Below are 23,141 nucleotides of genomic sequence, written 5' to 3'. Positions count from 1 at the left end.
AGCGGACCGCGCGCCGTCATCCAGCGACATCCTGGTGACATGGGACGCCGAGCCGGGCGCCACTTATCACCTGCGCAACATCAGCGTCACCACCGGCGCCACCCTCGCCATCGTGGATGTGACGGGCGGGAGCTGGACGTTCACGGCGGCGGCGCAAAATGCCGCCTATGGCTCGCTCGCCGGCTATGCCTACGTCAACGTCGCCCAGCTCGTCGGCGGCATCCAGGGACCGGCCGCGGTGCTGGTGCAGGAGATCGGCGCGGGCGGCGGACTGCCGGCGCCCACCGGAATCGCCGCGCATCACTCCGGCTCCGACCTGGTGGTGACGTGGGACGACGTCGAGGGCGCCAGCTGGTCGGTCCTCAATCGCGACATCACCAACAATGCGGTGCTCACCACCGTGACCGTCACCGATCCCACGTGGACCTTCACGAGCGACGCCATGACGGCCGTGTACGGATTTCCGACTTCGGGCCTCTACGTCGAGGTGACGCGGGTCGGCGGCGGCATGGCGAGTTACACCGGCACGGTGCCCTAGGAGGCTTGATATGGCTCAGAACTATCGCGGATGGGAAGTGCGGGCGAGCGACCCGGCGGTGCGTCACGTGGTGCTCGTCTATCCCGGCATGGTGTGGCCTGAGAGCGGGCGGATCGATCTCGGGATCGGCGCGCAGGGGCCGATCCGGGACCGCTGGCGCTTCCTCAGTTTTGAGACAGCAGGCACCGTGCTGATCGAGGACGAGAGCGGAATCGCGTTGCCGTACACCCGCCCGGCCGGTGCCTTGCTCCCGCTGTGTGGCGTGGCCCTGTGGGCGACGATCGTGAGCCCGATCAATGGCATCTCCGCCACCTCGGCCGGCCTTCTGCTGTACGGCCTGCAATGATCGGCATCGGCGTCGCGATCCCGAGCCTGATCACCGTGGGGCAGCTCGGCCTGGACCCCGCGACCAGCGACGTCGGCAGAGCCCATGTGGCCACATGCTTCCGCGACGCCTCGTCCGGGGCGCAGAGCATGGACGCGCGGCAGACCAGATAGGTGCAGTCGATGCCCGCTGCCATCGACCAGCGCTCCCATTCGCTGGCGCTGACCACGATGATGCCCACGCCCACCGCTTGGTGGGACAGGGAGAGGCCGGTCAGGACGACTTCCAGGGCGACGGCCGCGCCTGCAGCGATGCGCTGGCGGAGCGATGCACCCGTCGGCTTAGGGCGGCTCCTGGCGCGTGCCGGTTTGCGGGAGGTGGCGCGAGAAGATTTGAGGGCGGTGACGTTCGACATAGGAGGGCTTTCCCCTTCTGCGGGGCGGGCCATCCCGCCCCCGACACTCTTTTGCTACCGGTCTTGAGAGGCTCTGTCGAGGCTCTTATGGTGCCCAAAGAGGGGATTTCTGCGGTGAACAACCATGTGTCCGACGCTGCAGAACCAAGTGCCGCGCTTCAGAGAGCTACCCCCTCACCCCAACCCTCTCCCCGTTGGGGAGAGGGGGGAGCAAGGTGCACGCCGTAAGGCTTTGTCCCGATGCGTCATCGCCCCTTGCAAGCACATCACCTCTCCCCCCACGGGGAGAGGTCGACCGTGCAGCGGCGGGTGAGGGGACGGGCGGCCAAGAAAACGCGCAGCGCCCTCACCCCAACCCTCTCCCCGTCGGGGAGAGGGGGAGCAAGGTGCACACCGTAAGGCGTTTTCCCGATGCGTCATCGCTCTTGCAAGCAAACCACCTCTCCCCGACGGGGAGAGGTCGACCGCGCAGCGGGCGGGTGAGGGGGCTGGCCGGCCAAGGAAAAGCGCATGCCCCTCACCCCAACCCTCTCCCCGACGGGACGAGGGGCGGCCGGCGCTGGCGGCGGAAGGGGGAAGGCACCTCCCCCGCGCCAAAAACTCCCCTCCCCCTTATGCGGGGGGAGGAGCAACACTCACCGAGGACCTCGGACATCCATGAACAGCGCCGACCGACTGGCGAACCTCCTGCTGCTGCCGCTGGGCGTGTTCGTGCTCGCCTTCTTCCTGCTGCCCCTGGTGCGGGTGGTGGTGGTGGCCGGCGACGGACCGAACGGGATTGCGGAATATCTCGTCATCCTCACCAATCCGCGCCACTTCAACACGCTCCTGGCCACCCTGATCCTTTCCGCGAGCGTGACCCTCGCGACTTTGGCGATCGGCACCGTGGTGGCACTGTTCCTGGCGCAGAACCGGTTCCCCGGGCGCGCCTTTCTCATCTCCATGCTCACCTTGCCGCTCGCCTTTCCCGGCGTGGTGGTCGGCTTCATGATCATTCTGCTGGCCGGACGGCAGGGGCTCCTGGGCGGCATCACCCAAAGCCTCGGCATCGGCAAATGGGTGTTCGCCTATTCCATGGCGGGCCTGTTCGCGGGCTATGTCTATTTCTCGCTGCCGCGCGTGCTGGTGACGCTGATGGCGGCGGCGGAAAAGCTCGATCCCGCCCTGACCGAAGCCGCGCGCTCGCTCGGCGCGGGGCGGCTTGAGGTGCTGCGCGACGTGATCTTGCCGGGCCTCGCCCCCGCGCTCATGGCCTGCGGCGCCATCGCGTTTGCCACCGCCATGGGGGCGTTCGGCACCGCTTTCACCCTCGCCACCCGCATTGATGTGCTGGCCATGACGATCTATACCGAATTCACCCTCGCCGCGAACTTCTCCAGCGCCTGCGCCCTGTCCCTGGCGCTCGGGCTCATCACCTGGGGCGTGCTGGCGGCGACCCGCAATTTCGCCGGATCCGGCGTCGCGGCGGCGGGATAAAGACCATGCGCGCGAATCCCCTCGTTTTCGGCTTTCAGCTCATTGTGACGCTGCTTGCGGCCGCTTTTCTGGTCGTACCGGCCCTGACATCCATACTTGCGGGTGTAACGGTCAATTATTTCCAGGGGGTGCGCTCCGGCCTGACGCTGGATTGGGTGGCGCAGGTGTGGGGGCTCTATGCCCCCACCATCTTCCGCTCGATCCTGATCGCGCTGGGCACGCTTGCCGTGACCCTGCTGATCGGGGTGCCCGCCGCCTGGGCGCTGGTGAGGAAGCCCGGCCGCTTCTCGCGCCTGGTGGAGGAGATCGTGACCCTGCCGGTTGCGATCCCCGGGCTGGCGCTCGCCCTGGCGTTGATCCTCGCCTATGGCGGCATCCGCGCCTTTCGCGCCAGCGATGCCTTCATTCTGGTGGGGCATGTGCTCTACACCCTCCCCTTCATGCTGCGCGCGGTGATGGCGGTGCTCGCGGCCGTGGACGTGCGCACGCTGGAGGAAGGCGCCGCGAGCCTCGGTGCCTCACCCTGGCAGCGCTTCGTCCAGGTGGTGGTGCCCAATGCCCGGCCGGGCATTCTCGCCGGTGCGCTGATGGTGGTGACGCTCTCCATCGGCGAATTCAACCTGACCTGGATGCTGCACACCCCGCTCACCGCCACTTTGCCGGTGGGGCTGGCCGATAGCTATGCCTCCATGCGGCTCGAAATCGCGAGCGCCTATACGCTCGTCTTCTTCATCATGATCGTGCCCCTGCTGCTCGCCATCCAGTTCGTCGGCGGCGAGCGGCGGGCCATGAACCGGAAGCACCGCCCGTGACCGAACCACCCCTGCCCTCCCCTGCCCTCGCGATCCAGGGCGCCGCCATCACTCTGACAGGCTGCGCGAAAACCTTCGCCGACGGCACCCGCGCCCTGGAACCGCTGGACCTTTCCGTCGCCGCCGGAGAGACGCTGGTTCTGCTCGGCCCCTCGGGGTGCGGCAAGACCACCACCTTGCGCATCATCGCGGGCCTCGAAGCCCCGGATGCCGGCGGCGCGGTGACCTTCGACGGTGCGGACGTGACCGCGCTGCCGATCGAGAAGCGGCATGTGGGAATGGTGTTCCAATCCTATGCGCTGTTCCCCAATATGAACGTGATCGAGAACGTCTCCTACGGCCTGCGCGTGCGGGGCGTGGCCAAGGCGGAGCGGCTGAAGCGCGCCGCCGAAGTGCTGGAGATGATGCGCATCGACCAACTCGCCACCCGCCGCATTGACCAGCTCTCGGGCGGCCAGCGCCAGCGGGTTGCGCTCGCCCGCGCGCTGGCCGTGCGCCCCCGCGTGATCCTGCTGGACGAGCCGCTGACCGCGCTCGACGCCGCCTTGCGCGAGCATCTTCGCACCGAGATCGACGCGCTGCTGCGCTCCCTTGCCATCACCGCCATCTATGTGACCCACGACCAGGCCGAGGCGCTGGCGCTCGGCGACCGGATCGTGGTGATGCGCCAGGGCGCCATCGCCCAGATCGGCACGCCGCGCGAGATCTATTTCAAGCCGGCCGATGCCTTCGTCGCCTCGTTCGTCGGCACCACCAACCGCCTCGAAGGCGCGATTCGCGCCGGGCGCTTCGAGACCGCCGCCGGATTCCTGCCCCATGCCGGGGGCGATGCGGCGCGCGCCGCCCTCGCCTTCCGCCCGGAGGTCGCGCGCATTTGCCCGCTGTCGGAGGCGAGCCTGCATTTCACCGTCGCCCAGGTGCATTTCCTCGGCGCGCGCCAGCGGGTGGTGCTCGCGGCGCCCGACGGCAGCCGTATCATCGTGGAAACCGCGCCCGAAGAACCGCTTATGCTCAGCGCGCGCGTCGGCCTCGCCATCGATCCTTCCCGCCTCGTTCCGGTGTGACACCCATGCTGATTGCCCAGATCACCGACACCCATATCCGCATGCCCGGCACCCTCGCCTATGGGGTGGTGGACACCGCCGCTTATCTGGAAAAAGCGGTGGCGCATCTCAATGCCCTGCCCGCGCGGCCCGACGTGCTCCTCGTCACCGGCGACCTCACCGATTTCAACCGGCCGGAGGAATACGCCCGCTTCCAGGCGCTGACCGCCTCCCTGGCCATGCCGCTGCTGCCCATTCCCGGCAATCACGACAGCACGGCGGGGCTCGCCGCCGCGTTTCCCGCGATCGCCGCGCGGACACGGGCGGGTAAGCTGAATTATCTGATCGAGGATTTTCCGGTCCGCCTGGTGATGCTGGATTCCAGCGTGCCAGGCGCGCCCCATGGCGAACTCGGCCCCCAGACGCTCGGCTGGCTGGAGGAGACCCTCGCGGCGGCGCCGGACCGGCCGACACTGATCGCCTTGCATCATCCGCCGTTTCTCACCGGCATCCATCACATGGACGTGCAGAATTTGCGCGACGCGGACGCGCTGGAAGCCGTTGTGGCGCGCCATCCCCAGGTGCTGGCTTTGGTATGCGGGCATGTCCACCGCACGGTGTTCACGCGCTTCGCCGGGGCAACGACCTCCATCTGCCCCTCGCCGGCCCATGCTGTGAGCCTGGATTTCGACCCCTCGGGCGAGCCGGGCTTCCACATGGAGCCGCCGGGCCTGCATCTGCACCGCTTCGACGCGGGGCGATTGGTGACGCACCTCAGCTTCATCGGCACCTATGATGGGCCACACCCGTTCTTCGGCGCGGAAAAGCGCCTGCTCCGCTGAGCGGGAGGACCGGCGGGACCCCCGCCGATGCTAAAGCTCGCTTTCCTGCGAGGCTTCCTGCAGGCGGCGGAGCGTCAGATCGAGATGGCGCTCCAGGATCAGGTGCAACCTGTCCTTGTCGCGCGCCGCCAGCGCAGCCGCCATTTCGATGTGCTGATTGACCGCCTCGGTCCAGATCTTCGGCTTGTCGTTGCCGATGAACCGCACCCGGCGCAGCCGCTCCTGCACGGTGCGGTGAAAGCGCGCGAGCGTCTCATTGTGCGACATATCCACCAATAATTGGTGGAGCTGCTGGTTCAGCTTGAAATACGCGAGCCGATTGCGCGCCTCATACTCGGCAACCATCTCGTCATGGGTCGTGCGGAAGAGGGAAATCTCCGCATCGGTTGCGATATCGCAGGCCATGCGCGCACAGGTTTGCTCGATCGCACCCAGCGCGCGCATCATGTCGATGGTTTCGACCAGCGCAAACTTTCGGATGATGGCGCCCTTGTTGCGCACCAGATCCACCAATCCTTCACTTGCCAGCGTCTTCAGGGCTTCGCGCAATGGTGTTCGGGAGACGCCGAGCGACCGCCCGAGCTGAACTTCATTGATACGACTTCCCGGATCGAGTCGCCCTTCGACGATCATGTCGCGAATACGCATCGCCACTTCATCATGCAGCGTGCGCTGCTGAATTGGGGACTCTTGATAATCCACGGTGGGGGTCGGTCCACGGAGCAAGGTCACGGCAAACTCGAAGTTGTTCCTGACTGTGTCTAGCGCAAAAAAAAATGCTTGCAAGCGTCTGCCCACTGCGTGCAGAATACTGTATACACTTTGTGAGGGCGACGGAGATCGCCCCGTGGGAGGAGCCAAGCATGGGACTTTCGGCCGCCAAAAGCGGACAGGAGCGGTGTGTCATGGGCTTCGCCATGGGCGATCCCGGCGGCATCGGCGCCGAACTCAGCGCTCGCATGCTCACCGACCCCGCCATCGCCGACGCCATGCAGCTCGTCGTCCTCGGCAACCGGCGCATGCTGGAGGCAGCCGCGGCCGCCTGCGGCATCAGCCTCGACCTGCCCATTCTTCCCCTGAATACCCTCTCGCATGACGCCATCGCCGCGCACGGCGGGCACGTGCTGGTGGAAGTGGGCGCGCAGCCCGATTTGAGCCATTTGCGCCAGGGGGAAGCCACCTGCGAGGGCGGCGCGTTCGCACTGGAGAATTTCCGCGCCGGCATCCGCCTCGCCGACGAGGGCGTGCTGGACGCGCTCTGCTTCACGCCATTCAACAAATACGCGATGCGCCTCGCCTATCCCGCCTACCAGGACGAGATCGTTTTCATCTCGGAAATCCTCGGCACCGGCACCGGCGTTGCGGAATTCAACGTGGCGGACATCTGGACCGGCCGCGTCACCTCCCACGTGCCGCTGTCCCAGGTGGCCTCCCTGATCAGCCGCGAGGCCGTGCTCGGCCGCCTGATCATGACAGACCGCATCATGCGCGCCGGCGGGGTCGCCCAGCCCAGGATCGCGGTCGCGGGCCTCAATCCCCATGCCGGCGACAACGGCAATTTCGGCCGCGAGGAAATCGAGGTGATCGCCCCCGCCGTGGCCGAAGGACGCGCGCTCGGGATCGATTGCGACGGGCCGTTCTCTCCCGACACCGTGTTCGTCCGGGCCACCCGCGGCGAATTCAATTCCGTGCTGACCATGTATCACGACCAAGGCCAGATCGCGATGAAGCTGATGAATTTCGAGAAGGGCGTGGTCCTCTTCGGCGGCTTTGATTTCCCCATCTGCACGCCGGCTCACGGCACCGCCTACGACATCGCCGGCAAGGGCAAGGCGCATCCCGGTGCGATGCGCGCCACGCTGCTGCTCGCCGCCAGCCTGGCTTCCCGCAAGGCCACCCCTGCCGAAGGTTTGAAATCAAGCGCCGCCATTTCCGCCTGAGCGGCATCCGAGCGACGAAAAAATAAGGGAGATTGCAGTCGTGGATTCTTTCCCGATGGTCGACGCGCATGTCCATTTCTGGGATCCGACCACCCAGAATTATCCCTGGCTGTGCGAGAAGCCGCTGATTCCTTTCCGGTATGGCGATTATTCCGCCATTTGCCGCAAATACTATCCGGAAGACTATAAGAAGGACGCCAAGGGCCACCAGGTGGTGAAGACCGTCTATATCGAGGCGGAATGGGACCCCACCGATCCCATCGGCGAGATGGCCTTCATCGCCGAGATGCGCAAGCAGACCGGCTGGCCGAACGTCGCGGTCGGGCAAGCCTGGATGGACCAGCCCAACGTCGCCGAAGTGTTGGAGCGTCTCGCGGCCTTCCCGTTCGTGCGGGGTGTGCGCCACAAGCCGGTGGGCAGCAAGACTCCCGGCACCTCTGTGCAAAGCACCATGATGGATCCGGTGTGGCGACAGGGCTTCGCGCGCCTGAAGGAGAACGGCCTGCGGTTCGACCTGCAGACCCATTGGTGGCACCTGGACGATGCTGCCGACCTCGCCCGCGCTTTTCCAGACACGCAAATCATCCTGCTGCATTCCGGGCTGCCGGCGGATCGCAGCGAAAACGGCATCGCCGGCTGGAAGGCCGCCATGCGCGCCTTCGCCAAATGTCCGAACGTGGCGGTGAAGATCTCCGGCATCGGCCTGCCGGGCACTCCCTGGACGGTGGAGAACAACCGCGACATCGTCCTGTCCATCATTGATTTCTTCGGCGTGGATCGCTGCATGTTCGGCAGCAATTTCCCCGTCGACAGCGTCTGCGGCGATCTCGATACAATCTTCAGCGGCTACAAGACCATCACCTCCGGCTTCACCCAGGAGGAGCGGACCAAGCTCTTCCACGACAATGCGATCCACTTCTATGCCATCGACTAGGCTCACGCTCGCCTATATCGGCGTGGGCCTGATGGGCGGCCCCATGGCCGCGCGCCTCGTGGCGCGCGGGCACGAAGTGCGCGCCTATGACATCAGCGCCGACCGCCTCGCACAGGCCGTCGCAGCCGGCGCAAAGCCGGCGCTGGATCCTGCGGACGCGGTGGCCGGCGCGGATGCGGTGCTGCTCAATCTGCCGACCCCGGCGGCGGTCGAGCAGGCGGTGTTCGGACCGGACGGCGTCGCGCAGGTCATGCGCCCGCCGCAGGTCCTGGTGGATTTCTCCACGATCGAGGTGGAGCGCTGCCGCGCCTTCGCCGCGCGCCTTTCAGACCAGACCGGCTGCGCCTGGATCGACGCGCCGGTCTCCGGCGGCCCGCCCGCCTCGGCGGATGGAAAGCTCGCCGTGATGGCGGGTGGCCCGGCGGGCGAGATGGAGCGTCTCGCGCCGCTGTTCGCGGATATTTCCTCGGCCTTCACCCATGTCGGGCCCACCGGCGCCGGGCTCACCGCCAAGATGGTCAGCCAGTTGATGGTGTCGTGCCTCTACGTGGTGCTGGCGGAGGGTGCCAAGCTCGCCGAGCAGGCGGGCATCGCAGTGTCGAGCGTCCCGGCCTGCGTCAGCGGCGGCCACGCGGACGGGGAATTGCTGCGGCAGATCTTCCCGCGGTTCGCCGAACGGGATTTCCGTCCGCGCGCCTATACCCGCCAGCTCGTCAAGGACATGCACATGGTGAAGGAGCTTGCGGATTCCGCCGGCGCGCCGACCCCCATGATGGACGAGGCCCTCCGGCTCTACGACCGTTATGTCGCCCTAGGCGGCAGCGAACGCGACACCTCGGCCATCCTCGAACTCTACGATCACGATGCGCAGCCGCGCCACGCCCCGGCGTGAACACGGGCTTGAGCAAAGGAAACCTGCGATGTCTTCCAGCACCTCCAACGTCCAGCAGACTTACGGCTTCGTCGGCCTCGGCGCCATGGGCGCGGCCATGGTAGAGCGCGCGCGCGGCAAGGGCCTCGCCGTCCATGTCTACGACCTCGATCAGGCCGCCGTGGACCGCGCCGTCGCGCTCGGCGCCTCGGCCGGGACAAGCCCGCGCGCGGTGGCGGACGCCGCCGAGATCGTGTTCTCGTCCCTGCCCACCCCGGCCATCGTGGAGCATGTGGCGCTGGGCGAGAACGGGCTCTGCGAAGGCAGCGCCATGCGCCATTACGTGGATATGTCCACCATCGGCCCGACCATGATCCGCCACGTGGCGGAGGTGCTCGGCAAGAGCGGCATCGCCACCCTCGACGCGCCGGTGAGCGGCGGTCCCATCGGCGTCGTCAACGGCACGCTGGCGGTGATGACCGCCGGCCCCAAGGCGACGGTGGAAAAGGCCCGGCCGTTCTTCGACAGCTTCGCCCGCGCGGTGGTGGAGATCAGCTCCGAGGTCGGCCAGGCGCAGACCGTGAAGCTCGCCAACAACATCCTCACCGCCACCAACATGATCGCGGTGGGCGAGGCGATGGCGTTCGCCGAGAAGGGCGGCATCGACCCCGAGCTGCTGTTCAAGGTGATCAATGCCGGTTCCGGCCGTTCCTGGGTCTCGGAAGTGGCCTATCCCAACTTCGTCGTGCCCCGCACCTACAACCAGAACTTCCGCACCGAGCTGATGCACAAGGACGTGGTGCTCTGCCTGGAAGAGGCGGACCGGGCCGGCGTGCCCATGTGGCTCGGTTCCTCGGTGCGCCAGATGTGGCAGTTCTTCATGAGCCAGGGCATGGGCAAGGACGACTGCTCGCGCATTTCCACGGTCATCGAGGATTGGGCCGGCGTCCACCAACCGGCGCCCCCCAAGACGCGCGACGCGGCCTGAGCCGCAGCCTCTCACACACCTACAGGCCACCCAAAGGTGGCGGGAGCAGACCATGCGGATTCTCAAAGAAGGGCGCCAGAGCGCCGACAAGGCGGCCGATCAAGCCAAGGTCCGGGCCGTGGTGGAAGGCATCCTCGCCGACATCGAGGCGCGCGGCGACGATGCGGTGCGCGATCTCTCGGTGAAGTTCGACGGCTGGGATCGCGCCGATTATCGCCTCACCGACCGCGAGATTCGCGACTGCATGGGCGAGCTTTCGGGGCGCGACATCGAGGACATCAAGTTCGCCCAGGAGCAGGTGCGCAATTTCGCCCAGCACCAGAGGGACGCGCTCCGCGACATCGAGGTGGAGACGCTGCCGGGCGTGGTGCTCGGCCATAAGAACATCCCGGTGAATTCGGTCGGCTGCTACGTGCCGGGCGGCAAATATCCGCTGCTGGCCTCGGCCCATATGTCGGTGGTGACGGCGAAGGTGGCGGGGGTGCCAAACATCGTCACCTGCGCCCCGCCGTTCCACGGCAAGCCAGCGCCGGCGGTGGTGGCGGCACAGCACCTGGCGGGCGCCGACGTGATCTATTGCTTCGGCGGTGTGCAGGCGGTCGGCGCCATGGCCATCGGCACCCAGACCATTTCCCCGGTGGACATGCTGGTGGGTCCCGGCAACGCCTTCGTGGCGGAGGCCAAGCGCCAGTTGTTCGGCCGCGTGGGCATCGATCTGTTTGCCGGCCCCACCGAAACCCTGGTCATCGCCGACGAGAGCGTTGATGCGGAGATGTGCGCCACCGACCTGCTCGGCCAGGCCGAGCACGGACCCAACTCCCCCGCCATCCTCCTCACCAATTCGGAGAAGCTGGCGCGCGAGACCATGGCCGAGGTGGAGCGCCTGCTGACCATCCTGCCGACCGGCGAGATCGCCGCCAAGTCCTGGGCCGACTATGGCGCGGTGATCGTGTGCGACGATTATGAGGAAATGGTCCGCGAGGCCGACCGCATCGCCTCCGAGCACGTGCAGGTGATGACCCGCGACCCGGATTATTTCCTGAACAACATGCGCAATTACGGCGCCTTGTTCCTCGGCCCGCGCACCAATGTCGCGTTCGGCGACAAGGTGATCGGCACCAACCACACCCTGCCGACGCTGGGCGCCGCCCGCTACACCGGCGGCCTGTGGGTGGGCAAGTTCATCAAGACGGTCACCTACCAGCGCGTCACCACCGACGCCGCATCCGCGATGATCGGCGAATATTGCTCGCGCCTCTGCATGCTGGAGGGCTTCGCCGGCCATGCCGAGCAGGCCAACATCCGCGTGCGCCGCTATGGCGGGCGCAACATTCCCTATGCCACGGCCGCGGAATAGGGGGCGGGAATGAACATCCTCGACAGCACGGCAGGCGGATACGTCCCCGCCTTCAACCTCACCGGCAAGCGCGCCCTCGTCAGCGGCGCCGGACGCGGCATCGGCCTTGCCTCGGCACGCACCCTCGCGGCCATGGGCGCCCATGTCACCCTCGCCGCCCGCTCGGCGGACGAGATCACGGCGGCGGCGGACGAGATCATCCGCGACGGCGGCTCGGCCGATACCCTGACCCTGGACGTGAGCGCGGTGGAGACCATCCCCGCCGCGCTGGAGAGGCACGCGCCCTACGACATCCTGGTGAACAACGCGGGCACCAACCGCACCAAGCCGTTCCTCGACGTGCCGGTGGAGGACTTCGACGTCATCATGGGGCTCAACGTGCGCGCCGCCTATTTCATGGCGCAGGCGGTTGCGCGCGGCATGGTGGCGGCGGGCCGCGGCGGCTCCATCATCCACATGTCCTCGCAGATGGGCCATGTGGGCGCGGCCACGCGCACCGTCTATTGCGCCTCGAAATGGGCGATGGAGGGCATGAGCAAGGCGATGGCGGTCGACCTCGCGCCCTATGGCATCCGCGTCAACACGCTGTGCCCGACCTTCATCGAGACGCCGCTCTCCGGCAATTTCCTGAGCAACCCCGCGTTCCGCGCCGAGGTGCTGAGCAAGATCAAGCTCGGGCGCATCGGCAAGGTGGAAGACCTGATCGGCGCGGTGGTGTTCCTCGCCTCCGACGCCTCCGCCCTGATGACCGGCGCATCCCTCGTGATCGACGGCGGCTGGACCGCCGACTGACGGCACCGCCCCCCAACTGGAGTGTGTTTCATGCTGCTCGAAGGCAAGGTTGCGATCATAACGGGCGCCGCCTCCGAACGCGGGATCGGCCGCGCCACGGCGAAGCGGTTCGCCGAAGAGGGCGCGCGGGTGGTGATCGTCGATCTCGACGCCATCGCCACTGAGGTCGCCGCGGCCGGCATCGGCGCGGCGCATCGCGGCTTCGCCTGCGATGTCGCCGACCTGGAACAGTGCCACGCGCTGATCGCCGCCGTGCTGGCGGAATATGGGCGGATCGACGTGGTGGTGAACGCCGCCGGCGTCAGCCAGAGCGACCGCCTGATGGAGATCACGCAGGAGAAGTTCGACCTCGTGATCGACGTGAGCCTGCGCGGCACCCTCAACATGTGCCAGGCGGCGGTGCCGCATATGCGTGAACGCGGCGGCAGCATCGTGTGCTTCGGCTCCATCGCCGCCCAGCGCGGCGGCGGGCTGTTCGGCGGGCCGCATTACGCCGCCGCCAAAGGCGGGGTGCACAGCCTGACGAAATCCCTGGCCCGCGAACTCGGGCAAGACCGCATCCGCGTCAACGCCGTCTCGCCCGGCACCATCGATACCGACATCTTCCAGGGCAAGATGAGCGCCGAGCGCAAGGCGCAGATCGCCGCCGACATCCCGCTCGGCCGCCTCGGCACGGCGGACGACGTCGCCTGCGTCTGCCTGTTCCTGGCGTCCGATCTCGCCCGCTTCGTCACCGGCTCCATCCTCGACGTCAACGGCGGGCAATTCATCCATTGACGCGACCCGGCCGGCGCACCCGCCGGCCCAACAAAAAACGCCGCGCCAACGCGGTTCGCACCAACAGGGAGATGAAGACATGGCCTCAGTCGAAGTTCGTGACGTCAAGAAGCGGTTCGGCGCCGCCGCGATCATCGACGGCGTGTCGATCGACATCACCGACGGTGAATTCGTCGTGCTGGTCGGCCCGTCGGGCTGCGGGAAATCCACGCTGCTGCGCATGATCGCGGGGCTGGAGAGCATTTCCGGCGGCGAGATCCGCATCGCCGAGCGGGTGGTCAACGACGTGCCGCCCAAGCAGCGCGACATCGCCATGGTGTTCCAGAATTATGCCCTCTACCCGCACATGACGGTGCGGGCCAACATGGGCTTCTCACTCGATCTGCAGCGGGCGCCCAAGGCCAAGGTTGCGGAGCGGGTGGACCACGCCGCCCAGATCCTCGGCCTCAGCGCGTTGCTGGACCGCTTTCCGCGCCAGTTGTCCGGCGGGCAGAGGCAGCGCGTCGCCATGGGCCGGGCGATCGTGCGGGACCCGCAGCTGTTCCTGTTCGACGAACCGCTCTCCAACCTCGACGCCAAGCTGCGCGTGACCATGCGCGCCGAGATCAAGGAGCTGCACCAGAAGCTCGGCACCACCATGATCTACGTCACCCACGACCAGATCGAGGCCATGACCATGGCCGACAAGATCGTGGTGATGCGCGAGGGCGTGGTGGAGCAGATCGGCGCGCCGCTCGACCTCTACGACATGCCGGCGAACCAGTTCGTCGCCGGCTTCATCGGGTCGCCGGCGATGAATTTTCTCAACGGCAAGATCACCCCGGCCGGATTCGACCTCGGTCAGGGCATCGTGCTGCCGCTGCAATCGCGCGCCGTCAAGACGGGGCCGGCGGTCTACGGCGTGCGCCCCGAGCATCTGCGCCTCGATCCCGCGGGCGTCGCCGTGGAGGTGGTGGTGGTGGAGCCGACCGGCGCCGAGACCCATGTGATCGCGCGCATCGCCGGCCAGGACATCAATTGCGTGCTGCGCGAGCGGCTCGCGATCGCGCCGGGCGACCGGCTCACCGTGGCCCCGGACGCGGGCATCGAGCACCTGTTCGATGCCGAAACGGGGGCACGCCTGAACTAGCCGCGTATCCAAGAGCTTAAAAACAAAGGATCTCGCTTGTGAAGATCCTGGTGGGAGGAGAGCCTGATGACATTGGACCGTCGAACATTCCTGACCGGGGCCGCCGCCGTCGGCGTCGCCGCCAGCACCGATCTTGCATCATTCGCCAAGGCATGGGCCGCCACCAATTCGTGGAAGCCGGAAGCGGGAGCCGAGCTGCGGATCACCCGCTGGCGCCGCTATCTGGAAGCCGAGGACAAGGCCTTCATGGCCATCACCGAGGCCTTCACCAAGGCCACCGGCACCAAGATCACGGTCGTCTCCGAGAACTGGGACGACATCCAGCCCAAGGCCTCGGTGGCGGTGAACGTGGGCAGCGGCCCCGACATGTTCTGGGGCCTGTTCTCCCTGCCCCATCTGTTCCCGGACCATGCGGTTGATGTCACCGATGTCGCCGACTATCTCGGCGGCAAGTACGGCGGCTGGATCGGCGCCTCGCCGACCTTCGGCCGCAGCGGCGCCAAGTGGATCTGCATTCCGGTCGCGGTGAACGGCAATTACATCAATTACCGCATCTCGGCGATGAAGAAGGCCGGGTTCTCCGAATTCCCGACCACCAACGCCGCCTTTCTCGAGCTGTGCAAGGCGCTGAAGGCAAACAATACCCCCGCCGGCCTGCCGCTCGGCCGCGCCACCGCAGACGCCAACGCCTGGCTGCATTGGGCGCTGTGGAGCCACAATGCCTCGCTGGTGGACGAGAAGGGCAAGGTCATCATCGACGCGCCCGAAACCGCCGACGCGCTGCGCTATGTGAAGGCGCTCTACGAGACCTTCCTGCCGGGCACCGCGTCCTGGCTCGACCCCACCAACAATGCGGCGTTCGCGGCCGGCGAATGCTATCTCACCAACAACGGCTGCTCGATCTACCAAAACGCGCTGGCGCAATCGAAAGCGCCGGAAGGCGCGGACGCGGGGGCCAAGGAGCAGGCGGCGAAGATGGCGGCGCTCGCCGCCGACATGGACCACGCGGTCTATCCCATCGGGGTGGCCGGCAAGCCGACCGAGCTGCAGCTCGCCTTCCCGCTGGTGGCGTTCAAATACACCAAGTATCCGCAGGCCTGTAAGGCGTTCATGGCGTTCCTGATGGAAGCCAACCAGATGAACCCCTGGCTGGAAAGCTCGCGCGGCTACCTGACCCAGACACTCAACGCCTACGATTCCAACCCGGTGTGGACCTCCGACCCGAAGATCAAGATCTTCCGGGAGGCGACGGCCCGCAGCCTCTGGCCCGGCTTCCGCGGCGCGCTCGATCGGCGCGCGGCGGCGGCGCTCGCCGACTTCATCCTCGTCGACATGTTCGCGTCGGTCTGCACCGGCCGCTCGAACGAAAAGGAAGCCATGGCGAACGCCGCCCGCTCGGCCCAGCGCATCTATCGCTGAGCCTGGCCGACCTTCGCACGGCCGCCCGGTGCCTCTCGCGCCGGGCGGCCACGATGCCCGCTGAACAGCGCAGAGATTCGGGATGAGCCTCATCATGAACGCCCAAGTGGCAACCAAGCCGGAAACGCCGGTCCGCCGTTCGCGGTGGATGGCGCTGAGCGGAAACCGAAACTGGCAGGCGATCTGGTTCATGCTGCCGGCGGTGGCGTTCTTGATCCTGTTCCTGGCCTACCCCCTGGCCTATGGCGTGTGGCTGAGCTTCACCGACACGCGCATGGGAAGTCCGGGGGAATTCATCGGCCTCGGCAATTACATTTGGCTGATGGACGACCCGGTTTTCATCATCGCGGTGATGAATACTTTGATTTTCACGGCCGGGGCGAGCATCTTCAAGTTCGTCATCGGCTTCTATCTTGCGATCCTGCTGAACAAGCGGCTGCCCTTCAAGGCGCTGATCCGCGCCGTGGTGCTGCTGCCCTGGATCGTGCCGACCGCGCTCTCGGCCATCGCCTTCTGGTGGATCCTCGACAGCCAGTTCTCGGTCATCTCCTGGTCGCTGAAATCCCTCGGGCTGATCGACCACAACATCAACTTCCTGGGCGATCGCAATCTCGCGCGCGCATCGGTGATCTTCGCCAATGTATGGCGCGGCATCCCGTTCATCGCCATCACCCTGCTGGCCGGACTGCAGACCGTGCCGGTCTCCCTCTACGAGGCCGCCACCATCGACGGCGCCTCAAGCTGGCAGATGTTCCGCCGCATCACCTATCCCATGCTCACGCCCATCATCGCCGTGGTGATGACCTTCTCGGTGCTGTTCACCTTCACCGAATTCCAACTGATCTGGGTGCTGACGCGCGGCGGCCCGGCCAACGCCACCGATCTGATGGCGACGCTCTCCTACCAGCGCGCGATCCTCGGCGGCCAGCTCGGCGAGGGATCGGCCATCGCGGTCGCGATGATCCCGTTCCTGCTGGGCGCCATCATGATTTCCTGGTTCGGCCTGCAGCGGCAGAAATGGCAGCAGGGGAACGACCAATGAGCAATCCCACGGAGGCGACCATGGCTGACACATCGGCGGCCCGGATCGGGCGCAAGATCAGGTCCACCCCCGAAGGCGAGGGCATGGATTATCTGGAAACCCTGCCGAAGCGGGTGGTCTATCTGTATGTCCCGCTCACCATCATCCTGTTCGTGCTGCTGTTTCCGTTCTACTGGATGACGCTGACCTCGTTCAAATCCACGGCGGAGCTGACGGATTTCAATACCTTCAACCCGTTCTGGGTGTGGCAGCCGACGCTGCAGCACTTGAAGGACCTGCTCTTCGGTTCGCATTATCCGCGCTGGCTGCTCAACACCATGATGGTCTCGGTGACGGCCACCGCGCTGTCGCTGGCCGCCTCGGTGCTGGCCGCCTACGCCATCACCCGCATCCGCTTCCGGGGTGCGCGCTTCGTCGGCGTGATGATCTTCTTCGCCTATCTCGTGCCGCCCTCGGTTCTGTTCATCCCGCTCGCGGTAGTGGTCTCGACCTATGGCCTGTTCGACAGCCCGTTCGCGCTGATCCTGACCTACCCGACGATCCTGATCCCGTTCTCCACCTGGCTGCTGATCGGCTATTTCAAGACCATTCCCTACGAGCTGGAGGAATGCGCGCTGATGGACGGCGCCTCGCGGCTACAGATCCTCATCAAGATCATCCTGCCTCTGGCGGTGCCGGGGCTGATCTCGGCCGGCATCTTCTGCTTCACCTTGTGCTGGAACGAATTCATCTATGCCTTGGTGTTCATCCAGTCGGAAGCAAACAAGACCGTGCCCATCGCCATCGTCACCGTGTTCACCGACGGCGATAATTACCGCTGGGGCGCGCTCATGTCCGGGGCGCTGGTGGGCTCGCTGCCGATCTGCATCCTTTATTCCTTCTTCGTGAACCACTACGTCTCCTCGCTCGCCGGCGCCGTGAAGGAGTGAGCGCCTGCTGGCGCGCGGGCGATGTTTCGTCCGCGCCGTTGCGGATCTTGTGCGAGGACCCGCAAATCCAGTCCAGGCCTAGGCTCCCGCCATCGCCATCCACAGGCGCACACTGTGCCCCTGCCGGCTATGGACAGCGCGCCGACGAGACACTATACACACCCGTCTCCAAGAGGTTTCGGCCTTGCGGATGCCCAGGTAGCTCAGTTGGTAGAGCATGCGACTGAAAATCGCAGTGTCGGTGGTTCGATTCCGCCCCTGGGCACCATTTGCTCTTTTCAGAGCGTCTCACGAAGCTTCAAATTCATTTAAAATCAACGGCTTGAACCCCTTTCAAGGGGTCGTGACGTATCTCGCCGTGCCGTTGCATCTCATCGATTTGTAGGCATGTTCGTAGGCATCTGCGTCGTGCCTACAAAAGAGATGCCTACACATGTCGCTCACCGACCTCGCGCTTCGCAACGCCAAGCCGAAGGACAAGCCTTACAAATTATTCGACGGCGGCGGCTTGCATGTGCTGGTCAGTCCGAACGGCAGCCGCATCTGGCGCCTGGCCTATAGGTTCGCCGGCAAGCCGAAGCAGCTTTCCTTCGGGCCTTATCCCACCACGTCGCTGGCCGACGCGCGCCTCAAGCGCGATGAGGCCAAGAAGCAGTTGCTCAACGGCGAGGACCCGTCCACCGTTCGCAAGCTCGACAAGGTGGCGGCATCCGTGGCGGCGGAGAATACGTTCGGCGCGATCGCAGCGGAATATCTGGCAAGGCTGGAGGCGCGCGAAGCCGCCGCCGCCACGATGAGCAAGAACCGCTGGATGTTAGAGACCCTTGCCGGACCTGCCTTGGCGAATCGCCCCATTGCTCAGATCACCCCAGTTGAGATTCTCGCCGTCCTGCAGCAGATCGAGCGTAGTGGTCGGCGCGAGACAGCCCGCCGTATGCGGTCTGCCATTGGCACCGTATTCCGCTTCGCCATCGCGACATTGCGGGCCGAGACGGACCCGACATTCCCTCTTCGTGATGCGCTTGAACGGCCGAAAATTACCCATCGGGCCGCTTTGATTGAGCCACAGGCGCTCGGCGGCCTGATGCGGGCGATCGACGAATATGATGGTTGGCCGACATTGCGATCCGCCTTGCTGTTCACGGCTCTCACCTTCTGCCGTCCTGGCGAGGTCCGCGGCGCACGCTGGGCCGAGTTCGATTTCGAAACCTCGGTCTGGAGCATCCCCGCCGAACGCATGAAGATGCGCCGGCCGCACAAGGTGCCGCTCTCGAAGCAGGCACTTCGCGTGCTGGCGGAGATCCGGCCTCTCACGGGCGAGGGGGAACTCGTGTTCCCGTCCATCCGCTCGAACAAGAAGCTGCTGAGCGAGAACGCCTTGAACTCGGCGCTGCGGCGCATGGGCTTCACCCAGGACGAGATGACGGCCCACGGCTTTCGCGCCACCGCCAGTTCCATTCTGAACGAGCGCGGCTTCTCGCCGGATGTGATCGAGGCGGCGCTCGCCCATATCGATCAGAACGAAATCCGCCGCGCTTATAACCGGGCCACCTATTGGCCGGAGCGGGTCGTGCTCATGCAGGCCTGGGCGGACATGCTGGATGAGTTTCGCGCCGCCAAGGCCTTTGTGCGCAAAGGGTCGACGGGCAGAGATGCAGCTTGAAGAACGCGCGAGGAGCGGCAATCTCTCTTAGGTTGCTCTAAGCCTCATTTAGAAATTTTTTTGACGCCAAAACCCTTATCTCATATGAATTTCTAAATCCTACGGCATCCTAGATTGCGTTTAAATTCTTTTATCTCTTGCTTATAGCGTGGGTTTATGGCTCTTTAGGTCAGCGGCGCCGCACCGGTGCCCCCCGTTAACGGCGCCGCGGCGCCCCCCATTGGAGCCCGCAGGGCATGACCAGCGACGTGCACGATGACGTGGTGAAACGCACCTATGCGCTCTACAGCACCACCGCGTATGCGCGCCTCCTGTTGGACAGCACAGCTCAGCGGGAGCGCGACGCTACATACACCAGCATCACGCGGATCGCGAAGATCATCGGAGCCGACCGGACAGCGGCAATCGCCTTGGCGAAACAGCTCGAGGATGCGGGTTGCGGCCGTTACATCGTCGGTCGCCGAGGCTCGATCTCGCGGTTCGAATGGGAATTTAGCTGCATCAGCCTCGGCCGGGCTATGACCGGAAAGGCTGTCGAGCTCAAAAAGGTCGATAAGTACACTGCGGAAGGCGACCAAGACCCCGGAGAGAGCGACCCTGTCGAAGGCGGCGCCCTCACGATCGCGAAGGCCAAGGAGGAGTTGTCCAAGTCTCTAGGCGTTCCTATCGAGAATATCGAAATCTTGATCAGGGGCTGAACCAAAGCCCTTTATGGACATGACGGCCAGCCTGACCGCCATGTCGTGGCCCGCGGCGCCAAAGGCTCCGCAGCCCCCCATTCCTGACATTTAGGCTCGCACGCCGCGTTCACGTTGCGCGCGAACCCTTACGGCTGCCTGCGCGACGCCTTTGCGGTGCCGTGCATCGACCCCGCACGTCCATTCCCCACCCTTCCCGCAACCATCGCGGCTCCAACTCGTCATTTGCGAGATCGAGGCCGCATGCCCGCAAGACCGAGAGGCTCTTTATGCCGTGTCCCCGAGCACCCCCGGATCTCATTCCCGAACAGCGCATCAGGGGACCGCCTCGGCGAGTCTGGATGCTGCAGCAAGCCCCATCGTTTTCTCAATACTATTGGAGAGTTCAATGAGCGAAGGTTTTGGACGACCGTGCGAGCGGCTGCTGCGGCAGAATCAGATCATCGCGCCCGATGGGCCGATCCCGGTCTCGGCATCCACCTGGTGGCGCGGTATCAAATCTGGTCGCTTCCCGCAGCCCCTCAAGATCGGAACGCGCATCACCGTGTGGCGTGAGTCCGACATTGTCGCGCTCGTGAAGAAGCACGACGATCTCTCCGGCAAGAACGACAGCAACAGCTAGCCCGTATCGGGGGACTTTCAACCCCACCTTTCCCCAAAATTCGCAACGAACGATCTCCCGACGGCAGCGCCGGGAGAAACGGCACCGCTTTATCTGAACTGAAAGGACATCGACCATGGCAAAGCGTAATCGTCATTCCAAGGGCAAGCCCAGATCGGGCGCGCCTTTTCCCAGGCAGACGAAGAAGAAGTCCAACAAGGCTTTTTCTCCGAAGCCGAATAGTCCGTTCCAGCAGCTCGAGGAAGTGAGCGGGCGATACCGAGAAATTCGCAATGGTCACCGCGAAGCGGTCTACCACCTGGGCGGGGAGGCGGCCGCTCTGTCCGCTGCGATTGAGTTAGACGACGAGCAACGCAAGGAGTTCTGGGCTCACGCCTATTGGAAGAACCGGAAAAGGCCGAAAGACTTTATGACGGCGGTGATGCACTTCATGCATCGCGCAAAGACGGTATCCAGCTCGAAGCGGGCCTACAAGCACGCGCGCGGCATCGGCTATGTCGTGATCACGTTGAATACCGACCCCGATGACGTGGTTGAAAAGCTGAAAGAACTCGGGGGCCTTCAGAAAGCATGCGATTTGGCGGCCGCGCACGACCCACGGAAAACGAAGACGAAGACGAAGACGGAGGTAGCCGCTTTTTCTGATGAAAGTGGCAGTTCAAATGAGATCGACGATGATGATCTAGATGATGAAGCATCAATTCCGCCGTTCCTGCGTAGAAAACCGGAGAATAAAGTAAATACCAAGACTGCGACGTTTCGCGACGATTGGGATGAGGACGAGCTCAAGCTGCCGAAGGTGTACTCGATCACTGCGAAGCTGAGTCGTCGTCGGCATCAGGAGACCGAAGAGATGGAAATTGGGGAAGGGCGTGTTCTCACAATCAGGCGTGTCGATGGGGATCCGAATTTCCGGGTTACGCGCGTGGAAAAACTGCGCACAAAAAAAGGCGGTTAAGCGCAATTAGTTGAGAAATGGGGGCCTTGCAGAGATGCGAGGCCCCCGCAACTCGTCAATTTGAGGGTGAAACGCAGAGAACGGGTCATTTTTGCGATACTGTTAATTAGTCATGTCGCCAGCGGGCGCCGTGGCAATCCCGAACGCAATCGCAACGACCTCACGCCTATTCAATGTGATGCAAAATCGCACTGCATATGAAGAGTCATGTCTAATTGGCTATGAAGCACATGCTTCTTTAGACATGACAATCTGCATCATCGACATACATCAACATCATCAATTGTCTATATCACAAACAGAGACATTCGATGATGAGATATCTGTCAATTATGCAATGTATCAATTATCTGCATATATGAGGTATATATCATGTCTTCTAATCTCGGACATCAGGACGTACCTTATACGCCTGCCAGGGAGCTTCAGTTCGCTTATGGAAAGTGGGTCTCAGACAAAGTTGAGCAAGGGTATCAGCCCTTCTTCATCAGCTTCATGTTTCACCCTCTCACTTTTTCGCTTAAAGCGAAAATAATCGATCAGATGCATGCCGATATCGAGCGGATATATTCCCGGATCATCACGCGTTTTGCCCGTAGGCCAAATTCCCCTCAGGAGCGTTATAAGCTGCCCTTGATGCTTGTGGCGCCGGATCTGCCAGTTCCAAAACACACCAAAGTCGACATCAAGGATGTCACTCTGAATGACGGCCTGCATTGCCATGCAATCTTTCTGCAGCCGCCTGTGTCTCGCTTTCGGGAGAAATTCCATCTCTGGGTGACTGAAAACAAGGCTGCTCTGATCCGGGATACGCGAGTGCGGCACATGTGGGTTGGGCGCGTATTCGTAACCCCTGATCACATGACCCAATATGCCCTGAAGGCGGTTGGGACCAGGCTTTCCTCTGATTCCCTCCTGCTGCTACCTCGCGAGCGCAATGGCGGACGAGATACGACGGCTCGCGGCTATGATGAGGCTTGCCGTCGCGACGGAGGAGTGAGTTTAATGCGGACAGGGTGGAAACCGTTCTAGGCGCAAATTTGAGACAGGTGTCCCCTCAGGTGATCCTCCCACCCAGGTGCTGATCGACAGTTCGGCTGTCAAAGCCCATCGCTCCGCTTCGGGAGGAAAAGGGGGGAGAGCAGTCAGGCCATTGGTCGCTCGCGGGGCGGGCGCACGACCAAAATCCATGCGCTGACAGATCGCCACTGCCGACCGATCGCGTTTCTGCTGACCGGCGGACAGATCGCTGATTGCACCGCCGGAGCAGTCCTGCTGCACCAGATGCCTGGCGCCCGCATTCTCCACGGCAACAAGGGCTACGATAGCGATGCCGTCCGCCGGCAGGTCGAGGGCATGGGCGCCATGCCGAACATCCCGCCTCGCTCCAACAAGCGCTGGAAGAACTGCTTCTCTCCCGTGCTCTACCGCGACCGAAACGCCGTCGAGCGCATGTTCTGCCGTCTCCAGGACTTCCGGTGCGTCGCCGCCCAATACGACTGCAACGCCGTCAACTTCCTCGCTGCCGTCTGCATCGCCACAACTCTCAGCTACTGGTTATGAGTCTTGAC

Annotated in this window: 24 protein-coding genes, 1 tRNA gene and 1 pseudogene; 24 read left to right on the top strand and 2 right to left on the bottom strand. The window is 64.4% G+C overall.

Features of this window, described 5'->3' with window-relative positions; translation table 11 throughout:
* Nucleotides 1-538, top strand: a 538-nt coding sequence (locus V5F77_RS25620) for a hypothetical protein (RefSeq protein ID WP_429007993.1), incomplete at its 5' end; no start/stop codon positions are given.
* A gap of 10 nt (nt 539-548) precedes the next feature.
* Nucleotides 549-884, top strand: coding sequence for a hypothetical protein (locus tag V5F77_RS25615; protein WP_429007992.1), 336 nt, complete (start codon nt 549-551; stop codon nt 882-884).
* Here V5F77_RS25615 and V5F77_RS25610 read toward each other — a convergent pair.
* Nucleotides 832-1,278, bottom strand: coding sequence for a hypothetical protein (locus tag V5F77_RS25610; RefSeq protein ID WP_429007991.1), 447 nt, complete (start codon nt 1,276-1,278; stop codon nt 832-834). The two genes, V5F77_RS25615 and V5F77_RS25610, sit on opposite strands and share 53 nt — an antisense overlap.
* Before the next feature lie 657 nt (nt 1,279-1,935).
* On the opposite strand from V5F77_RS25610, the gene V5F77_RS25605 reads away from it, so the two are divergent.
* From V5F77_RS25605 to V5F77_RS25590, 4 genes are read left to right on the top strand one after another with little or no spacing between them, the layout of a single operon-like run.
* Nucleotides 1,936-2,754 carry an ABC transporter permease gene (locus tag V5F77_RS25605; protein ID WP_429007990.1) on the top strand — a complete coding sequence of 273 codons (819 nt, stop codon included), beginning with the start codon at nt 1,936-1,938 and terminating at the stop codon, nt 2,752-2,754.
* 5 nt (nt 2,755-2,759) lie between these two features.
* Nucleotides 2,760-3,566 carry an ABC transporter permease gene (locus tag V5F77_RS25600; RefSeq protein ID WP_429007989.1) on the top strand — a complete coding sequence of 269 codons (807 nt, stop codon included), beginning with the start codon at nt 2,760-2,762 and terminating at the stop codon, nt 3,564-3,566.
* Complete coding sequence (locus tag V5F77_RS25595) at nt 3,563-4,630, top strand: ABC transporter ATP-binding protein (RefSeq protein ID WP_429007988.1); 1,068 nt, start codon at nt 3,563-3,565, stop codon at nt 4,628-4,630. Before V5F77_RS25600 ends, V5F77_RS25595 begins: the two co-directional genes overlap by 4 nt.
* Nucleotides 4,631-4,635: 5 nt before the next feature.
* Entirely contained in the window at nt 4,636-5,451 is an 816-nt protein-coding gene (locus tag V5F77_RS25590) for a phosphodiesterase (protein WP_429007987.1), read from the top strand.
* A gap of 30 nt (nt 5,452-5,481) precedes the next feature.
* On the opposite strand, the gene V5F77_RS25585 is transcribed toward V5F77_RS25590, so the two are convergent.
* The gene (locus V5F77_RS25585; RefSeq protein WP_429007986.1) at nt 5,482-6,237 is read right to left on the bottom strand and encodes a GntR family transcriptional regulator; all 756 of its coding nucleotides are present in this window, start codon (nt 6,235-6,237) and stop codon (nt 5,482-5,484) included.
* 77 nt (nt 6,238-6,314) lie between these two features.
* Here V5F77_RS25585 and V5F77_RS25580 point away from each other — a divergent pair, with 77 nt between their 5' ends.
* The 18 genes and pseudogenes from V5F77_RS25580 to V5F77_RS25495 all read left to right on the top strand — a co-directional run.
* Entirely contained in the window at nt 6,315-7,391 is a 1,077-nt protein-coding gene (locus tag V5F77_RS25580) for a 4-hydroxythreonine-4-phosphate dehydrogenase PdxA (RefSeq protein WP_429007985.1), read from the top strand.
* A 40-nt stretch (nt 7,392-7,431) separates the two neighbouring features.
* Nucleotides 7,432-8,325 (top strand): amidohydrolase family protein, encoded by an 894-nt coding sequence (locus V5F77_RS25575; protein ID WP_429007984.1) that lies wholly within the window; start codon nt 7,432-7,434, stop codon nt 8,323-8,325.
* Nucleotides 8,312-9,217 (top strand): NAD(P)-dependent oxidoreductase, encoded by a 906-nt coding sequence (locus V5F77_RS25570; protein ID WP_429007983.1) that lies wholly within the window; start codon nt 8,312-8,314, stop codon nt 9,215-9,217. The genes V5F77_RS25575 and V5F77_RS25570 overlap by 14 nt, the downstream gene beginning before the upstream one ends.
* A 28-nt stretch (nt 9,218-9,245) precedes the next feature.
* The gene (locus V5F77_RS25565) at nt 9,246-10,184 is read left to right on the top strand and encodes an NAD(P)-dependent oxidoreductase (protein WP_429007982.1); all 939 of its coding nucleotides are present in this window, start codon (nt 9,246-9,248) and stop codon (nt 10,182-10,184) included.
* A gap of 52 nt (nt 10,185-10,236) precedes the next feature.
* On the top strand, nt 10,237-11,541 hold the full coding sequence (gene hisD / locus V5F77_RS25560; protein WP_429007981.1) for a histidinol dehydrogenase: 1,305 nt from the start codon (nt 10,237-10,239) through the stop codon (nt 11,539-11,541).
* A gap of 9 nt (nt 11,542-11,550) precedes the next feature.
* Nucleotides 11,551-12,333, top strand: a complete 783-nt coding sequence (locus V5F77_RS25555) for an SDR family NAD(P)-dependent oxidoreductase (protein ID WP_429007980.1) — start codon at nt 11,551-11,553, stop codon at nt 12,331-12,333.
* 30 nt (nt 12,334-12,363) lie between these two features.
* Nucleotides 12,364-13,110 (top strand): SDR family NAD(P)-dependent oxidoreductase, encoded by a 747-nt coding sequence (locus tag V5F77_RS25550; RefSeq protein ID WP_429007979.1) that lies wholly within the window; start codon nt 12,364-12,366, stop codon nt 13,108-13,110.
* A 79-nt stretch (nt 13,111-13,189) separates the two neighbouring features.
* Nucleotides 13,190-14,239 carry an ABC transporter ATP-binding protein gene (locus tag V5F77_RS25545; RefSeq protein WP_429007978.1) on the top strand — a complete coding sequence of 350 codons (1,050 nt, stop codon included), beginning with the start codon at nt 13,190-13,192 and terminating at the stop codon, nt 14,237-14,239.
* 66 nt (nt 14,240-14,305) lie between these two features.
* Entirely contained in the window at nt 14,306-15,658 is a 1,353-nt protein-coding gene (locus V5F77_RS25540; RefSeq protein WP_429007977.1) for an ABC transporter substrate-binding protein, read from the top strand.
* Nucleotides 15,659-15,752: 94 nt separating this feature from the next.
* Entirely contained in the window at nt 15,753-16,700 is a 948-nt protein-coding gene (locus V5F77_RS25535) for a carbohydrate ABC transporter permease (RefSeq protein WP_429007994.1), read from the top strand.
* A 20-nt stretch (nt 16,701-16,720) separates the two neighbouring features.
* Nucleotides 16,721-17,629 (top strand): carbohydrate ABC transporter permease, encoded by a 909-nt coding sequence (locus tag V5F77_RS25530; RefSeq protein ID WP_429007976.1) that lies wholly within the window; start codon nt 16,721-16,723, stop codon nt 17,627-17,629.
* 192 nt (nt 17,630-17,821) lie between these two features.
* Nucleotides 17,822-17,897, top strand: a tRNA-Phe gene (locus tag V5F77_RS25525).
* Between the two features lie 165 nt (nt 17,898-18,062).
* Nucleotides 18,063-19,292 carry a tyrosine-type recombinase/integrase gene (locus tag V5F77_RS25520; RefSeq protein ID WP_429007975.1) on the top strand — a complete coding sequence of 410 codons (1,230 nt, stop codon included), beginning with the start codon at nt 18,063-18,065 and terminating at the stop codon, nt 19,290-19,292.
* Between the two features lie 236 nt (nt 19,293-19,528).
* Entirely contained in the window at nt 19,529-19,990 is a 462-nt protein-coding gene (locus V5F77_RS25515; protein WP_429007974.1) for a hypothetical protein, read from the top strand.
* A gap of 388 nt (nt 19,991-20,378) precedes the next feature.
* Nucleotides 20,379-20,612 carry a helix-turn-helix transcriptional regulator gene (locus tag V5F77_RS25510; protein WP_429007973.1) on the top strand — a complete coding sequence of 78 codons (234 nt, stop codon included), beginning with the start codon at nt 20,379-20,381 and terminating at the stop codon, nt 20,610-20,612.
* 115 nt (nt 20,613-20,727) lie between these two features.
* Complete coding sequence (locus tag V5F77_RS25505) at nt 20,728-21,570, top strand: hypothetical protein (RefSeq protein ID WP_429007972.1); 843 nt, start codon at nt 20,728-20,730, stop codon at nt 21,568-21,570.
* 372 nt (nt 21,571-21,942) lie between these two features.
* Nucleotides 21,943-22,602 carry a hypothetical protein gene (locus V5F77_RS25500; RefSeq protein WP_429007971.1) on the top strand — a complete coding sequence of 220 codons (660 nt, stop codon included), beginning with the start codon at nt 21,943-21,945 and terminating at the stop codon, nt 22,600-22,602.
* Between the two features lie 7 nt (nt 22,603-22,609).
* Nucleotides 22,610-23,133 (top strand): annotated as a pseudogene (locus V5F77_RS25495) (IS5 family transposase); the annotation flags it as partial.
* Between the last annotated feature and the right edge of the window lie 8 nt (nt 23,134-23,141).

The organism is Roseixanthobacter psychrophilus (assembly GCF_043195195.1).
Classification (GTDB): domain Bacteria; phylum Pseudomonadota; class Alphaproteobacteria; order Rhizobiales; family Xanthobacteraceae; genus NCEH01.
Note: the sequence above shows the minus strand (reverse complement) of the source record. Positions and strands in the feature narration are given on the sequence as shown.

Coding starts and splice junctions, on each gene's coding strand:
- V5F77_RS25615 (WP_429007992.1), top strand. CDS start 549: ATGGCTCAGAACTATCGCGGATGGGAAGTGCGGGCGAGCGACCCGGCG.
- V5F77_RS25610 (WP_429007991.1), bottom strand. CDS start 1,278: ATGTCGAACGTCACCGCCCTCAAATCTTCTCGCGCCACCTCCCGCAAA.
- V5F77_RS25605 (WP_429007990.1), top strand. CDS start 1,936: ATGAACAGCGCCGACCGACTGGCGAACCTCCTGCTGCTGCCGCTGGGC.
- V5F77_RS25600 (WP_429007989.1), top strand. CDS start 2,760: ATGCGCGCGAATCCCCTCGTTTTCGGCTTTCAGCTCATTGTGACGCTG.
- V5F77_RS25590 (WP_429007987.1), top strand. CDS start 4,636: ATGCTGATTGCCCAGATCACCGACACCCATATCCGCATGCCCGGCACC.
- V5F77_RS25580 (WP_429007985.1), top strand. CDS start 6,315: ATGGGACTTTCGGCCGCCAAAAGCGGACAGGAGCGGTGTGTCATGGGC.
- V5F77_RS25570 (WP_429007983.1), top strand. CDS start 8,312: ATGCCATCGACTAGGCTCACGCTCGCCTATATCGGCGTGGGCCTGATG.
- V5F77_RS25565 (WP_429007982.1), top strand. CDS start 9,246: ATGTCTTCCAGCACCTCCAACGTCCAGCAGACTTACGGCTTCGTCGGC.
- hisD (WP_429007981.1), top strand. CDS start 10,237: ATGCGGATTCTCAAAGAAGGGCGCCAGAGCGCCGACAAGGCGGCCGAT.
- V5F77_RS25555 (WP_429007980.1), top strand. CDS start 11,551: ATGAACATCCTCGACAGCACGGCAGGCGGATACGTCCCCGCCTTCAAC.
- V5F77_RS25550 (WP_429007979.1), top strand. CDS start 12,364: ATGCTGCTCGAAGGCAAGGTTGCGATCATAACGGGCGCCGCCTCCGAA.
- V5F77_RS25545 (WP_429007978.1), top strand. CDS start 13,190: ATGGCCTCAGTCGAAGTTCGTGACGTCAAGAAGCGGTTCGGCGCCGCC.
- V5F77_RS25540 (WP_429007977.1), top strand. CDS start 14,306: ATGACATTGGACCGTCGAACATTCCTGACCGGGGCCGCCGCCGTCGGC.
- V5F77_RS25535 (WP_429007994.1), top strand. CDS start 15,753: ATGAACGCCCAAGTGGCAACCAAGCCGGAAACGCCGGTCCGCCGTTCG.
- V5F77_RS25530 (WP_429007976.1), top strand. CDS start 16,721: ATGGCTGACACATCGGCGGCCCGGATCGGGCGCAAGATCAGGTCCACC.
- V5F77_RS25520 (WP_429007975.1), top strand. CDS start 18,063: ATGTCGCTCACCGACCTCGCGCTTCGCAACGCCAAGCCGAAGGACAAG.
- V5F77_RS25515 (WP_429007974.1), top strand. CDS start 19,529: ATGACCAGCGACGTGCACGATGACGTGGTGAAACGCACCTATGCGCTC.
- V5F77_RS25510 (WP_429007973.1), top strand. CDS start 20,379: ATGAGCGAAGGTTTTGGACGACCGTGCGAGCGGCTGCTGCGGCAGAAT.
- V5F77_RS25505 (WP_429007972.1), top strand. CDS start 20,728: ATGGCAAAGCGTAATCGTCATTCCAAGGGCAAGCCCAGATCGGGCGCG.
- V5F77_RS25500 (WP_429007971.1), top strand. CDS start 21,943: ATGTCTTCTAATCTCGGACATCAGGACGTACCTTATACGCCTGCCAGG.